This window comes from Herbidospora galbida, assembly GCF_005233835.1.
Lineage (GTDB): Bacteria > Actinomycetota > Actinomycetes > Streptosporangiales > Streptosporangiaceae > Herbidospora > Herbidospora galbida.
The window spans coordinates 156,060-169,288 of the sequence record NZ_SZQA01000012.1; the positions used below are offsets into that span (position 1 = coordinate 156,060).

Sequence of the window (13,229 nt, forward strand, 5' to 3'; positions counted from 1 at the left end):
GGCGGCCAGATCGACCGGATACCTCAGTCAACCGGCCAGCTCTGCCCTGAGCGCGGCTTCGGTGGTGACCGGCAGTCGGCAGGCGAAGTTGCGGCAGACATAGGCGGCCGGTTCGCCGTTCACGAGGGTGCGGCCCGCCATCAGCGGGACGTCGCCCTCGCCCAGCGCGACGACCAGGCCCGGCGCACCGGACATGAGGGCGGCACGGTGCAGCGCCTTGACGCGGTCGTCAGAGAGGTCGCCCGTGACGGCCACCTCGACCGGCCCCGCCAGCGCCGCCGCCGCGACCGCCAGACCCCACCCGGCGAACCGGGCGTAGCGGTCGGCCAGCGTGGATACGGGCCCGAGCGCGGCCTCGGCCGCCTCGCGGTGCCGGGCCGAACCCGACAGGGCGGCGTAGGACAGCAGCGCCCCGGCCGCCGCGAACTGCCCCGAGGGCGTCGCGTTGTCGGTCGGGTCCTGCGGCCGCTGGAAGAGGCGCTCGCCGTCGTCGGCGGTGTCGAAGAACCCGCCCTCGCCGTCGGGGAACCGGTCGAGCAGGGTGTCGAGCAGGGCCTCCGCGCGCCGATACCAGTGGGCGTCGCCGGTGATGCCGTAGAGAGTGAGGAAGCCCTCGGCGACGTCGGCGTAGTCTTCGAGCACCCCGGCGTTCTTGCCCGCGTGCCCGTCGCGCGAGGTGCGGAGCAGCCGCCCGTCACTGATGTGCACCTCGTCGAGCAGCTCGGCCGCCCGTCTCGCCGCCTCGACCATGGCCGGGCGGTCGAAGAGGGCGCCCGTCTCGGCGAGGGCCGCGATGGCCAGCCCGTTCCAGGCGGCGACCACCTTGTCGTCGCGCCCCGGCCGGACCCGCAGCTCCCGCGCCGTCCGCAACCGCGCCCGGATCGACTCGTAGCGCTCCTGGTCGTCGGGGTCGGCGAGCAGCTGGAGCACCGAGGTGCCGTGCTCGAACGTCCCGGTGACCTCGAACAGCTCAGCCGCCCAGGCGGCGTCGGCCTGGCCGAGGACCTCCTGGAGCTGGTCGGGCGTCCAGACGTAGAAGCGCCCCTCCTCGCCCTCGCTGTCGGCGTCGAGGGCCGAGGCGAAGCCGCCCTCGGGGGTGCGCAGCTCGGCGATCATCCACTCGGCCGTCTCAAGGGCGATGCGCCTGGCCAGCGGAGAGCCGGTGTCACGCCACCAGTGGGCGTAGACGCGCAGCAGCAGGGCGTTGTCGTAGAGCATCTTCTCGAAGTGGGGCACCACCCACGAGGCGTCGACGCTGTAGCGGGCGAACCCGCCGGCGAGCTGGTCGTAGAGGCCGCCCCGGGCCATGGCCTCCAGGGTGGCGTCGGCCATGGCGCGGGCGTCGGGGGTGCGTACGCGCAGCAGGAACTCCAGCACCATCGACGGCGGGAACTTCGGCGCCCCCCCGAACCCACCGCGCCCGGCGTCGAACCCCTCCCGGAGACTCGCCACCGCCGCCTCCAGCGTCTCGGCCGTCGGCAGCGGCCCCGACGGCAGGGCGGCGCGCTCGTTGAGCGCCTCGACGACCTTCCCGCCCTGGTCGAGCACGGCCTCACGATCGGTCGTCCAGGCCTCGTGGACGCCCATCAGCAGCCGCTGGAACCCCGCGCGCGGGAAGTAGGTCCCGGCGTAGAAGGGATGGCCGTCGGGGGTGGCGAAGACCGTCATCGGCCAGCCGCCCTGACCGGTCATGGCCTGCGTGGCGGCCATGTAGACGGCGTCGACGTCGGGACGCTCCTCCCGGTCGACCTTGATGTTGACGAACCGGGCGTTCATGATCGCCGCAGTGCCCTTGTCCTCGAAGGACTCGTGGGCCATGACGTGGCACCAGTGGCAGGCGGAGTAGCCGACGGAGATGAGGAGGGGGACGTCACGGCGTCTGGCCTCGGCGAAGGCGTCTGGGCCCCATTCGAACCAGTCGACGGGGTTGTCGGCATGCTGCAACAGGTAGGGGCTCGTGGCCCCGGCCAGCCGGTTCATACGGCCAAGCCTAGGTGAGCTCCTATGCCGCCGACGTCGGCAGGTTGAACACCTGGTCGAGCGCCGTCACCTCGAAGAGATGCGCGATGTACGGCGTCATCCCCACGAACCGCATCTCCGCCGGGTGCTCCTCCGCCGCGTGATAGAGGTGGATCAAGGTCGCCAGCCCCGACGAGTCGATGAAGGTCACCCCCGTCAGGTCGACTTCCAGCATCATCAGACCGTGGCTGACCAGGGTCGGCGTCATGGCGGCCAGGTCGCCCGACGTCGTGTAGTCGAAGTCTCCGGACAGCGTCAGCCGGGTGGTGCCGGGCTCCGGATTCTCGATCTCAATCAGGAAAGGCGCGGTTTCCATCAGGCTCCATCTGCGGCGAGCGTGCCCTCCGCCAGAAGGTGGCGGGCGCGCGGGAAATCATGGAGTTCGTCGTGGAGGAGGCGCAGGGCCAGCGCCACCGAGCGGGACGGCACGCCGCGGGCGTGCAGGAGGTCGCAGGTCCACGTGACGAAGTCGGTGAACAGTCTCGTGTCGTCGATGTAGAGGGCGGCGGAGAGGAAGTCGGCGATGTGGGCGAGGTCGTCGGCGGTGTGGTCGACCTGGGCCTGGGTGTAGTCGCGCATCGGCGGGAAGCGGCGGGGGAGTTCGGCCATCACGCCGGCGAGGATCTCACCCCGGCGCTTGACGAACAGCGTGTACTCCTCGTCGGCCAGGTGGGCCAGGGTCGCGCCGGGGGTGGGGAACGACGGGAGCCTGCCGTCTTCGAGGAGGTCGGCCGCCGCGTTCGCCGTGGGGGCCCAGCCGTCGGCGCCGAGTTTGACGGCGAAGCGGCCGTCGGCGCCGAAGCCCGACCCGCCTGCGAGCACCGGGATGCCGACGGCCTGGCAGGCGGTGAGGGTCGCGTGGGCGCGCGGGAGCCTCGTGGGGAGGGCGCAGCCGATCGCGACCGCGTCGGGGCCGGTCTGGTGCAGGTGGGTGATCAGATGAGGGCCCGGTACGTTGGCCCCGAGGAAGTCGACGTGCCAGCCGCGCAGCCGCAGGACCTCGGCCAGCAGGCGGGTCGGCAGGGCGTGGTATTCGCCGTCGGTGCAGGCCACCGTGATGCGGCTTCGGGTCGGGCGGGGGCGCACGGCGGTGGTGATGGCGGCCACGGCGCGTTCGCTGATCGCGGTGGCGCCGTGTTCGCGGGCGACCGACCACGCGCCGGCCGCCCACAGTTCGCCGACCCGGCGCTGGGCCGGGGCGATCACGTCGAGGAGCAGCGACTCGGCCGGCATGCCGTCGTCGAGCAGGCCGAGGACGAGGTCGATCGCGCCGAACTCGTCGGCCGCGCCGACCCGCTCCAGGTATGCGTCGACGACGTCGACCGTGACGCTCATCGTGACCGCCGGATGGCCAGCAGGGCGCGGTCGTCGAAGACTCCTCCCGCCAGCCAGTCGCTGTTCAGCTGCTCCAGCCGCTCGACGACGGCGGTCGCGGGCATGCCGGCGCAGGTGGCCAGGGCGGTCTTGAGACGGGCGGAGCCGTACATCTCGCGGCCGGTGGGGCCGCCGAAGGCCTCGGTGATGCCGTCGCTGTAGAGGAGCAGCAGGTCGCCGGGGGCCAGCTCGACGGTGGCGGTGCGCAGTGTGATCGCGCCCGACTTGATCGCGCCCAGGAGGGTGCCGCGGGCGTCGACCTCATCGACCACGCCGTCGGCGCGCAGCAGCAGCGGGGCCGGGTGGCCCGCCACGGCCAGGTCGATCATGCCGTCGCCGGGATGGATCGCCGCCAGCACCAGCGTCACGTGGGAACGCGGCGTGTAGGAGCTCAGCAGCGCCTTGTTGATCAGGTGCATGAGCTGCTCGGGGTCGCGTTCGAGCAGCAGCAGCGCGCGCAGGCTGTGGCGGACCTGACCGGCCAGCACGGCCGCGCGCGGGCCCTTGCCGCACACGTCGCCGAGGGTCACCAGCGGGCCGTCGGAAGTGGGCAGCACGTCGTAGAAGTCGCCGCCGATCAGGGCGGTCTGCTGGGCGGCGCGCAGCGAACCGGCCAGTTCGAGGCCGTCGACCGTGGGCAGCGGCGGCGGCCGCAGGTCGCCCGCGAGGATCGCGTTGGTCGCGCTCTGCTCCTGGTAGAGCACCGCGGCCGAGATCGCCGCGCCGGCGCGGGCGGCGAACACCCGGACCAGCGTCTCGGTCTCGTCGTCGAAGCCGGCGCCGCCCTCACGGCGGGCCAGCACCAGCGCACCGGCGGGCACGCCGTTGCCGGGCAGCGGGGTCACGAGCAGGTGGCCGACGGGGCCGAAGCCGGCCGGCAGCAGCCACTCGGGCGCCTGGTGCGGGTCGAGCCAGCGGCTCGGCACCGGCGGGAACCCGGCCAGCGCCTCGGCCAGGCCCGGCACCTGGTCGGCGTGGGCGACCGGGATGTCGCCCTCTTCCAGGCCCGCCTCAGAGGAGCGAAGCCAGGCGGTACGTCGCAGGCCTCCCGGCGGCAGCACCACCATCGCCGCGTCGGCCAGCAGACCGGTCGCGAGCTCGGCGGTGGCGCGGGCGCAGCGGCGGGTGTTGAGCGAGGCGGACAGTCGGCGGCCGGCCTCGACGAGGAACTGGGTGCGCTCACGCTCGGCCCGAAGGGCGTCGGCCCGCGCGGTCTCCTTCGTGACGTCGCGCAGATACCACGCCTGGTGGACGATCCCGAAGATCTCCCGGCGGACCCGCAGCAGCCGGTCGCCAAGCGCCGTCTCGTAGGTCTCGCCGGGTTCGCGGGTGCGGTCGAGCAGGCTGGTCACGTCGCCCGGGACCATCTCCCTGGCGGCGCCGTTGACCAGCACGACAGAGCCGTCGGCGTCGCACAGCACGACGCCGTCGGCGGCCGCTTCCACGATCGCCCGCAGCACCTCTGTCGAGGGCGCATGCGTTACCGAATCCATCACCGGCCCTTTCGCACGAGGATCGCTCAACTTTACCCGCCGGGGTCAGCTGCGACTCGTGCCAGCGATATTGCCCGTAAAGATGGCAATCATGCGGCTTGTGAATTGACCGGCGGGTGCCGGGTAGTTAGCGTGCGACGAGCTAGTACAGGGGGACGGAGTGAACACCGACCAGCATCTCAGGTGGGCGATCACCACCGACCTGATCGGCTTGCGCGGCCAGGTGTCCGGCGTGGCCACCGACGCGGGCCTGCGGGGCCACCGGCTCAACGACCTGGTCACGGCGGTCAACGAGGCCGTGATCAACGTGCTGGAACACGGCGGCGGCGAGGGCCTCGTCGAGATCTGGTACGACGCCGAGGGCATCACCGTCGAGGTGACCGACTCGGCCGGCACGCTCAAGCCGCAGGACATCCACCGCAGCCGTCCCTCGTCGAGCACGCCGCGCGGATTCGGCCTGTGGCTCATGGGCCAGCTGTGCGACGAGTTCAGCATCTCCCAGATGGTCGGCCGATCCCGCATCCGGCTGCGGATGACCGTTGCCCAGTCACCCCGCTAGCCGCGTCCGACCGGCGGGCGTAGGCTCACGACACGTGAGCGAGCGAGCCGTCAGGCACAGGAGTCGGAAGCACATGCCGACGGAGGAGACCGCGTGAGCGTCGATCTGGACTTCGCGGCTCGCCACGCGGGCCGGCCCGCCCGTGACCTGACCCGCCGCGACGTCGCCCGAGCGCTGCTGGCCGTGCCCTCGGGGCAGGCCCTGGTGTCGCTGCCCGAGCTGCGCCGCGACCTGATGGCGGCCGGCAACCCGCTCACAGCCGTGTTCTGGGAGTCGGCCAAGTCGACCCTGACCCGCATCGAGTCGGGCGTGGCCACCGTCGGCGACGTGCAGCGCTGGCTCGAGTCGACCGGCACCGAGCCGATCCTGCTGACCCGCAGCTACTTCGTCTGGCCCGACGAGAGCGAGCGCGGCCCGGTGGCCACCGAGATGTACGGCCGCCTCGTGGCCCACCTGGAGGAGCTCGTCGAAGCGGGTGTGATCGACCCCGACGCGCTCGCCCAGGGCGACGTGACCTCGCGGCAGGCGTACGAGGAACTGCAGGAGCGCTGGCTCACGGCCGGCCTGCCCGACGGGCGGGTGCCGGGCGTCTCGGTGAGCGAGGAGCAGGACGCCGAGCTCTACGCCGCCTGGGACGAAGAGGAGGCCTACGCCCTCCAGGAGCTCAGAAGGGCCCTCGACGACCTTCCCGAGCCGCCCTTCCCTGCGGGCGACCTGAAGGCCGCGGCCGACCGGCTGCGGCGTTCGCTGGTCTCGCCCGGGTTCCCCGGCAACGTGCTGCGGGCCTGCGCCGGTCTCGACGAAGACCGGCTGCCCGACGCCGACGAAGACCTGTGGCTGCGGGTGGCGGCGGGCATCGCCGCGCCCATCTCCGACCTGCCCGACGAGGAAGACGCCGCCCGGTTCTTCGACCTCGACGGCGAGCTCAGCCACGAGGACTCGGTGCTGGCCTCGCTCTGCGCGATCCACCACGCCGACTGGCTGGCCGCGACCGTCGCGCTGACCCGTTACGGCCCCGGGGTGCTGGCCTCGCCCGAGCGGATCGCCCGGTTCATCGCCGACTCCGAAGACCTGGTGAGCGAGCCCGACGACCCCGAGGAGCTCGAGGCGACCGAGATGCTCTTCACCTCGGTCACCCCGCTCTGGGCTCATCTCGGGATCGTCGACAAGGCCGAGGTGCTCACTCCGCTCGGCTGGTGGGGCCTGCCCAAGGCCCTCGAAAAGGCCTGGTCAGGCGACTAGGTCGGCATATTCGGGGTGGCGGTCGATGTAGCCCTTGATGAACGGGCACATCGGCACCACCTCGAGGCCCCGCTCGCGGGCCGAGTCGAGCACCGCGCGGGCCAGCTTCGAGCCGAGGCCCTTGCCCTCGTGGGCCGGATCGATCTCGGTGTGCACGAAGACGATCCGGCCGGGCCGCGGCAGGCGGTATTTGACGAAGCCGGCGACCTCGCCGTCGACGCTGATCTCGAAGCGTTCGGTCTCGGCGTTGTCGGCGACGTCAGTCACTTTTGGAGTTCCCCTCGTGGGGCACCTCGATCTTCGCGATCTGCCGGTTCATCGACTTGATCAGGAAGAACAGGGCCACACCGATGGAGGCGACGACGATGAATCCCAGCAGGCCGGGGCCGATTGCCGTCGGGTCGGTGGCGGGAGTGGCGATCGAAATCACGGTATGCAGTCTACGAGCAGGGGATGGCGCCGGTTCCGGCGGGGACCTGGATGCCGGCGAACAGGTCGTCTTCCGGCAGGGTCACGTCGACCAGTGATCGGGCCAGGTGGTAGTCCTCCGTCGGCCAGACCTCCTGCTGGATCTCGCGCGGGCAGGCGAACCAGAAGCCGTCGGGGTCGACCTGGGTGGCGTGGGCCATCAGGGCGCGGTCGCGGGTCTCGAAGTAGTCGCCGCACGGGATCCGGGTGGTCACCTCCCACTTCTGCGGGCGGTCCTCCCAGCGGGCGATCCAGTCGGCGTAGGGGGAGCCCAGGCCGCGGCTGTTCATCGCCTCGTGGAGGGTCTCGAACCGCGCCTTGGTGAAGCCCGAGTGGAAGTACATCTTGAGCGGCTGCCACGGCTCGCCCGTGCCCGGGTAGCGGTCGGGGTCGCCGGCCGCGTCGAAGGCCTCCACCGAGATCCTGTTGGTCTTGATGTGGTCGGGGTGCGGGTAGCCGCCGTCGTCGTCGTAGGTGAGGATCACGTGGGGGCGGAACTCGCGGACGGCCGCCACGAGCGGCGCCGACGCGACCTCAAGGGGCTGGAGGGCGAAGCAGCCCTCGGGGAGGGGCTCGCTCTCGTCTTCGGGCAGGCCCGAGTCGACGAAGCCCAGGAACCGCTGGTCCACGCCGAGGATCTCCCTCGCGCGCTCCATCTCCAGGCGGCGGACCTCGCCCATGTTCTCGAGAATGTCGGGCCGGTCCATCTTCGGGTTCAGGATCGAACCGCGTTCCCCGCCGGTGCAGGTCACGACGAGGACCTCGACGCCCTCGGCGGCGTACCGGGCCATCGTGGCCGCACCCTTGCTCGACTCGTCGTCGGGGTGCGCGTGCACGGCCATCAGCCTCAGCGCGTTCGTCACGGCTCTCCTTCGTTGGGGCAATCCGTAGCACGAGCCGGGTCGGCCCGGCTCGCGTGTCACATACATCCAATAGCGTGATGAGAATTGTCTCGGACAACGCCGGGACCTCGCAGGGAGATTCCTTTCATGTCGGCACCAGCTCCGCGCCCGATCCTGGGCACCCCCGACGAGTTCCCGCCCAGGCCGCCCATGGGGCGCGGCCGGTTCGTCGTGTACGCCGTCATGGCCGTCGTCGTCGCGGTCGTGGCCGGCGGGTGGGGTTACGTGATCCTGTCGGCGCGGGGCAACCCCGAGGTGCGGGCCGACGTCATAACCTTCGACATCAGCCGCCCCGATTCCGCGGAGATCACCTTCATGGTGCACAAGCCGGATGACCGCGCGGCGACGTGCCGTCTGCGCGCCGTCGACGTCCACCACGTCGAGGTCGGGACCCGGGAGATCACCATTCCCTCGGGCGACGGTGACGTCACCCTCACCGAACAGGTGAGGATTAACGCGCAAGCCACAAGCGTAGATGTTCAGGGCTGCTCCCTCGTATAGACTGGAATCTTTGGGGAAGCGTTCGAAGGCGTTAACTTGTTAGCCCTTCGACTCACCTAGGGAAGCAAGGAGAACCCGCGTGGCCGTCTCCCACAACGAGAACGTCACCTGGCTGACGCAGGAGGCGTACGACCGCCTCAAAGAGGAGTACGACCGCCTTTCTGGCCCGGGTCGGATCGAGATCGCCAAGAAGATCGAGGCCGCCCGCGAGGAGGGCGACCTGAAGGAGAACGGCGGCTACCACGCCGCCAAGGACGAACAGGGCAAGATGGAGGCCCGGATCTTCCACCTCCGCCAGATCCTCGACACCGCGAAGGTGGGCGAGGCGCCCCGCACCGAAGGTGTGGTCGGGCCCGGCATGACGGTGACGATCCGCTTCGAGGGTGACGACGACGAGGTCACCTTCCTGCTCGCCTCCCGCGAGGAGAGCGGCGCGCCGATCGACGTCTACTCGCCGAAGTCGCCGCTGGGGTCGGCGATCAACGGCAAGAAGATCGGGGAGAAGGCCAGCTACACCATGCCCAACGGGCGGTCGATCACCGTCGAGGTGCTGGAGGCGGTTCCCTACATCGGGAGCTGACGCGTTCGTCTGACATCGAATCCGCCGGAGAAGCGTGCTCCGGCGGATTTTGACTTCTCGGGCCTCATTGGGCACAGTCGTGGAACGGGACAGCCCGATGAACGTCTTCGGAGGGAGTGGTGGCGTGCCCCTGCGGGTCGGAGGCTTCCTCCACGAAGCCCGTCAGGATCTCGCGTTCCGCCCCCGGCTGCGCCGCCCCCACCTCGCCCGACGGGCCATCCCCGTCATCGGCGTCGCGCTCGCGGTGGTGCTGATCACCGACTTACTCGTGCTCGCCGGGCTCGACGGCGTGCAGGAGCGGGCCGCGCTCGACGTCCGCCGCCCTCCCGCCGCCGGCGACTACGTCGCGGCCAGCGGTCAGGTCCCCACCAACGCGGTCGCCCCCCTGGGCAAGCTGGCCCGTCCCCACCTCTTCGTCGTCGCCCCCGCCGCGCTCAAGCCCGAGCAGGTCGACAAGGTCCGCCGTCAGAAGGGCGTGAAGGCGGTCGAGATCGCCGACGCGGCCGACGTGAACCTGGGCGGCTGGCGGGTGCCGACGATGGGCGTCGACCCCTCGACGTTCCGGGCCTTCACCCCCAAGAAGACCGCCTCCTCCGACGAACTGTGGGCCAACGTGGCCGCCGGCGACGTCGTGGTCTCCTACGAACTCGGCAAAGAGGGCGGCCTCAAGCTCGGCGACGACGTCCGCACCCCCGGCGCCGAGATGCGGGTCGGCGCCTACGCGACGGTCGGCATGGGCTCGATCCACGCCGTGGTCTCGCGCGACACCGCGACCCGGCTCGGGCTGCCCCACGGCAACGCGATGGTGGTGAGCGCCCCGAGCGTCGACTCGGCCAAGCTGCGCAAGGCGCTGCTGAAGGTGCTGCCGGGCAGCCAGATCGCCACGATCAACCCGGTCGTGATCGCGCCACCGCGGCGGCACATCGCCCAGCCGCAGCGGGTCGTGCAGTGGCCGGTGTCGGCGCTGATGTCGGTGCCGCAGATCGAGACCGCGCTGAAGGCGGCCGCCTCGAAGCTCGGCAGCCGCTACGTGTGGGGCGCCGAAGGCCCCGACACCTTCGACTGCTCGGGCCTGGTGCAGTGGGCCTACGCCCAGGCCGGGGTCCGCATGCCGAGGGTGACCAACCAGCAGTGGGCGACCGGGCCGCAGGTGCCGCTCTCCCAGGCCCAGCCGGGCGACCTGCTGTTCTGGCGCAACGACCCGACCAACCCTGGCTACATCTCCCACGTCGCCATCTATTGGGGCAACGGGCAGATGCTCCACTCGCCGCGTACCGGCGACGTCGTGAAGATCGCCCCCCTCAACACCCGCAACCTCGCCGGGGTCGTGCGGGTCAGCCCTCAGGTCGCCGCGCAGGTTCGATAGGCAGACCCGCCTCCAGCAACGAGAAGGCCTCGTCGACCATGTCGGCGAAGGGCACCTCGTCTTCGGCGGTCGCCCAGGTCTGCAGCACGGGGATGATCGTGCCCATGACCGCGCCGATCAGGACGCGCACCTGGAACGAGGCCGGGTCGGCGCCGGTCCGCCGGGCGACGCCCTCGGCGAGCAGGTCCATCGTGTCGAGCATGTTCTGGAAGATCCGGGCCCTGATGGCCGGGACGCCCATCTGAAGGCGGGCGCGGGCCCGGATCTCCCCGAGTTCCCGATCGGGGATGCCCCGCATGGCCTCGCCGAAGGCGTTGCGCAGCGCCCTGACGGGCGGCACCTCCGGCGGCTGGGCCATCAGGCGTTCGACCAGCAGGGGGTCGTAGTCGTCTTGGACGACGATGTCTTCCTTGGTGGGGAAGTAGCGGAAGAGCGTGCTGGGGGACACCTCGGCGGCCTCGGCGATCTGCTCGATCGTGGTCGCGTCGTAGCCCTGCTCGGCGAACAACCGCAGGGCGTGTTCCTGGATCGTCCGCCGAGTCTTCTCCTTCTTGCGTTCACGCAGTCCCGGCGAGTTCATGGGTCGATTCTCCCGCCGGTTCCACGGGAGCGGAACGCATGAACGTCACGATCAGCACCGCCGCCAGGGCCATCAGGCCGCCGCAGGCCCACAGCACGGCGTCCATGGCGTCGGCGAAGGCCGCGCGACCGGCCTCGGCCCAGCCGGGGACGCGCACCGCCGTCGCCACCGAGTCGCGCACGGGGGCGGGGGCGGCCGGGGGGAGCGCGTGGACGTACACGGAGGAGAGCAGGCTGCCCAGCCCGGCCACCCCGAAGGCGCCGCCGGTCTGGCGGAGGGCCTGGAGGACGCCGTTGCCCATGCCGGTGCGGTCGGGCGGGAGCAGGGCGAGCAGGCCGTCCATGGCCGGGACCATCGTCAGGCCCACGCCGGCCCCGGTGAGGGCGAGCCAGGTCGCGGTGTACGGATAGTCGCCCGGCAGCACCGCCCCCGCCATCAGGCCCGAGGCCAGCAGCGCCAGTCCGGCGCCCATGATGACCCGCAGGCTCAGCCGCCTGATCAGGCGCTCGCCGATCAGCCCGCCGACCATGAGCCCGGCGACCATAGGCACGATGCGCAGCCCGGTGCCCATCGCGTCGAAGCCCTGGACGGCTTGGAGGTAGAGCGGCGCGACGAACAGGACGCCCATCATGCCGAGCGAGACCACGGTCGCGCCGAAGGCGCCCCAGACGAAGGTGCGGTCGCGGAACAGCCCCAGGTCCATCATCGGGGCCTTGGCGCGGGCCTCCACGCGTACGAAGAGAAGAAGGAGCAGCAGCCCGGCGGCGATCGGCCCGAGCACCTGGGGCGAGCCCCAGCCCCGCACCGGCGCCTCGATGACGCCGAAGACCAGCGCGGCGAGTCCGGTCACCGACAGCAGCGTGCCTGGGACGTCGGCGCCCTTCTTCTGCGGATCACGTGATTCCGGCACCAGCAGCACCACCGCGAGCAGCGCGATCGCCACGGCGGGCAGGTTGATCAGGAAGATCGAGCCCCACCAGAAGTGGTCGAGCAGGTAGCCGCCGACGATCGGGCCGAGCGGCAGGCCCACGGCCATGCCGGCGGTGAAGACGGCGATCGCCCTGGCCCTCTCGGCGGGCGGGAAGATCGTCGGCAGGATCGACGTCGACAGCGGCGTGATCAGGGCCGCGCCCGCGCCCATGAGCGCCCGCCCGGCGATCAGCCACGCGGTGGAGTCGGCCAGCATCGCCATGGCCGAGGCGACGCCGAACGCCACCAGGCCCGCCACCAGCAGTTTCTTGCGGCCGAACCGGTCGCCGAAGACCCCGGCGGGCAGCAGCAGGGCGGCGAACACGACGAGATAGGCGTCGACGATCCACTGGAGTTCGCCGGTGGTCGCGCCGAGGTCGACGGCGAGGGTGGGCAGCGCGACGTTGAGCACGGTCGCGTCGAGCCCGATCACGAGGACGGAGAGAACCAGGGCTGAGAGTGCCCAGTATCTGGAGGTCACCATAATTTGATAGTAACTCTCAAAAAGTAGTGACTGTCAATATAGGTCGATTTCGAGAGCAACGATGTAATGTTGATTACATGAGTGCAGAAGCCGAGTGGTTCGCCCACCGTCTCCCCGAGAACTGGTTCACCGAGCGCCCCGAGGTCGTCGTCGACCGCGAGGAGATCACCGTCGTCGGCGCGCTTCCCCCGCTGACCGTGACCGAGGGTCTGCCCGACCCCGAGCGGGCCGCCGCCGAGGAGGGCTACGTCGAGCGGTTTCGCGAGGAGACCCGCGAGCGCCGCATCGAGATCGCCCGGCAGGCCGAGCACCGCTTCCGCCGGAAGGTCTCGTGGGGGGTGAAGATCGGCGGTGACGTCGTGATGTTCACCACACTCTCCGTCCCGGTCATGACCCGGCTGCGGCAGGGCGAACGGCAGGTGCTCGACACGCTCGTCGCCGCCGGAGTCGCGCGCAGCCGCTCCGACGCGCTCGCCTGGTGCGTCCGCCTGGTCGGCCGGCACACCGACACCTGGCTCGCTGACCTGCGGGATGCCCTCCAGGCCGTCGATCGCGTACGGGCCGCGGGTCCCGGCGGAGTGGACTGAACCAATTCGTCGAATGGTCTAAACCATTCATTATGGCCTATACCAATGTTTAGCCCCGTATCTACGGGAAAGAGGTGGGCGGCACAATTTGAAATGGTTCGTCAG

The 13,229-nt window shown here is 70.9% G+C and carries 15 protein-coding genes; 6 read left to right on the forward strand and 9 right to left on the reverse strand.

Annotation, left to right across the window (positions count from 1 at the left end):
* Positions 1 to 27: 27 nt before the first annotated feature.
* Genes FDA94_RS15015 through FDA94_RS15030 form a run of 4 tightly spaced genes read right to left on the reverse strand, consistent with a single transcriptional unit; the run spans position 28 to position 4,886 of the window.
* Positions 28 to 1,980: a thioredoxin domain-containing protein gene (locus FDA94_RS15015; RefSeq protein ID WP_137247671.1), complete on the reverse strand. Its 1,953-nt coding sequence runs from the start codon at positions 1,978 to 1,980 to the stop codon at positions 28 to 30.
* A gap of 22 nt (positions 1,981 to 2,002) precedes the next feature.
* Positions 2,003 to 2,335 (reverse strand): STAS domain-containing protein, encoded by a 333-nt coding sequence (locus FDA94_RS15020; protein ID WP_137247672.1) that lies wholly within the window; start codon positions 2,333 to 2,335, stop codon positions 2,003 to 2,005.
* Positions 2,335 to 3,354: a cobalamin B12-binding domain-containing protein gene (locus FDA94_RS15025; protein WP_137247673.1), complete on the reverse strand. Its 1,020-nt coding sequence runs from the start codon at positions 3,352 to 3,354 to the stop codon at positions 2,335 to 2,337. Before FDA94_RS15025 ends, FDA94_RS15020 begins: the two co-directional genes overlap by 1 nt.
* On the reverse strand, positions 3,351 to 4,886 hold the full coding sequence (locus FDA94_RS15030; protein ID WP_137247674.1) for a SpoIIE family protein phosphatase: 1,536 nt from the start codon (positions 4,884 to 4,886) through the stop codon (positions 3,351 to 3,353). Before FDA94_RS15030 ends, FDA94_RS15025 begins: the two co-directional genes overlap by 4 nt.
* Before the next feature lie 160 nt (positions 4,887 to 5,046).
* Between FDA94_RS15030 and FDA94_RS15035 the strand changes: the two genes are divergently transcribed.
* Together FDA94_RS15035 and FDA94_RS15040 are read left to right on the forward strand one after the other, a co-directional pair.
* A complete protein-coding gene (locus FDA94_RS15035; RefSeq protein WP_137247675.1) occupies positions 5,047 to 5,445 on the forward strand; it encodes an ATP-binding protein in 399 nt (132 codons plus the stop codon).
* A gap of 93 nt (positions 5,446 to 5,538) precedes the next feature.
* A complete protein-coding gene (locus FDA94_RS15040; RefSeq protein WP_137247676.1) occupies positions 5,539 to 6,687 on the forward strand; it encodes a hypothetical protein in 1,149 nt (382 codons plus the stop codon).
* Here the strand turns inward: FDA94_RS15040 and FDA94_RS15045 are convergent.
* Genes FDA94_RS15045 through mca form a run of 3 tightly spaced genes read right to left on the reverse strand, consistent with a single transcriptional unit; the run spans position 6,676 to position 8,018 of the window.
* Positions 6,676 to 6,954, reverse strand: a complete 279-nt coding sequence (locus FDA94_RS15045; protein WP_137247677.1) for a GNAT family N-acetyltransferase — start codon at positions 6,952 to 6,954, stop codon at positions 6,676 to 6,678. The two genes, FDA94_RS15040 and FDA94_RS15045, sit on opposite strands and share 12 nt — an antisense overlap.
* Positions 6,947 to 7,117, reverse strand: coding sequence for a hypothetical protein (locus FDA94_RS39150; RefSeq protein ID WP_157555625.1), 171 nt, complete (start codon positions 7,115 to 7,117; stop codon positions 6,947 to 6,949). Before FDA94_RS39150 ends, FDA94_RS15045 begins: the two co-directional genes overlap by 8 nt.
* A gap of 10 nt (positions 7,118 to 7,127) precedes the next feature.
* Positions 7,128 to 8,018, reverse strand: coding sequence for a mycothiol conjugate amidase Mca (gene mca / locus FDA94_RS15050; protein WP_137247678.1), 891 nt, complete (start codon positions 8,016 to 8,018; stop codon positions 7,128 to 7,130).
* Between the two features lie 126 nt (positions 8,019 to 8,144).
* Between mca and FDA94_RS15055 the strand changes: the two genes are divergently transcribed.
* From FDA94_RS15055 to FDA94_RS15065, 3 genes are all read left to right on the forward strand, one after another.
* Complete coding sequence (locus tag FDA94_RS15055) at positions 8,145 to 8,558, forward strand: DUF4307 domain-containing protein (protein ID WP_137247679.1); 414 nt, start codon at positions 8,145 to 8,147, stop codon at positions 8,556 to 8,558.
* Between the two features lie 79 nt (positions 8,559 to 8,637).
* The gene (greA, locus tag FDA94_RS15060; RefSeq protein ID WP_030451918.1) at positions 8,638 to 9,138 is read left to right on the forward strand and encodes a transcription elongation factor GreA; all 501 of its coding nucleotides are present in this window, start codon (positions 8,638 to 8,640) and stop codon (positions 9,136 to 9,138) included.
* A 124-nt stretch (positions 9,139 to 9,262) separates the two neighbouring features.
* On the forward strand, positions 9,263 to 10,504 hold the full coding sequence (locus FDA94_RS15065) for a C40 family peptidase (protein ID WP_246059916.1): 1,242 nt from the start codon (positions 9,263 to 9,265) through the stop codon (positions 10,502 to 10,504).
* On the opposite strand, the gene FDA94_RS15070 is transcribed toward FDA94_RS15065, so the two are convergent.
* Both FDA94_RS15070 and FDA94_RS15075 read right to left on the reverse strand, forming a co-directional pair.
* Entirely contained in the window at positions 10,473 to 11,084 is a 612-nt protein-coding gene (locus tag FDA94_RS15070; RefSeq protein WP_137247681.1) for an acyl-CoA-like ligand-binding transcription factor, read from the reverse strand. The genes FDA94_RS15065 and FDA94_RS15070 overlap by 32 nt on opposite strands.
* A complete protein-coding gene (locus tag FDA94_RS15075; protein ID WP_212735324.1) occupies positions 11,062 to 12,537 on the reverse strand; it encodes an MFS transporter in 1,476 nt (491 codons plus the stop codon). The genes FDA94_RS15070 and FDA94_RS15075 overlap by 23 nt, the downstream gene beginning before the upstream one ends.
* Before the next feature lie 77 nt (positions 12,538 to 12,614).
* Between FDA94_RS15075 and FDA94_RS15080 the strand changes: the two genes are divergently transcribed.
* On the forward strand, positions 12,615 to 13,124 hold the full coding sequence (locus FDA94_RS15080) for a hypothetical protein (RefSeq protein WP_062440493.1): 510 nt from the start codon (positions 12,615 to 12,617) through the stop codon (positions 13,122 to 13,124).
* Positions 13,125 to 13,229: the final 105 nt, after the last annotated feature.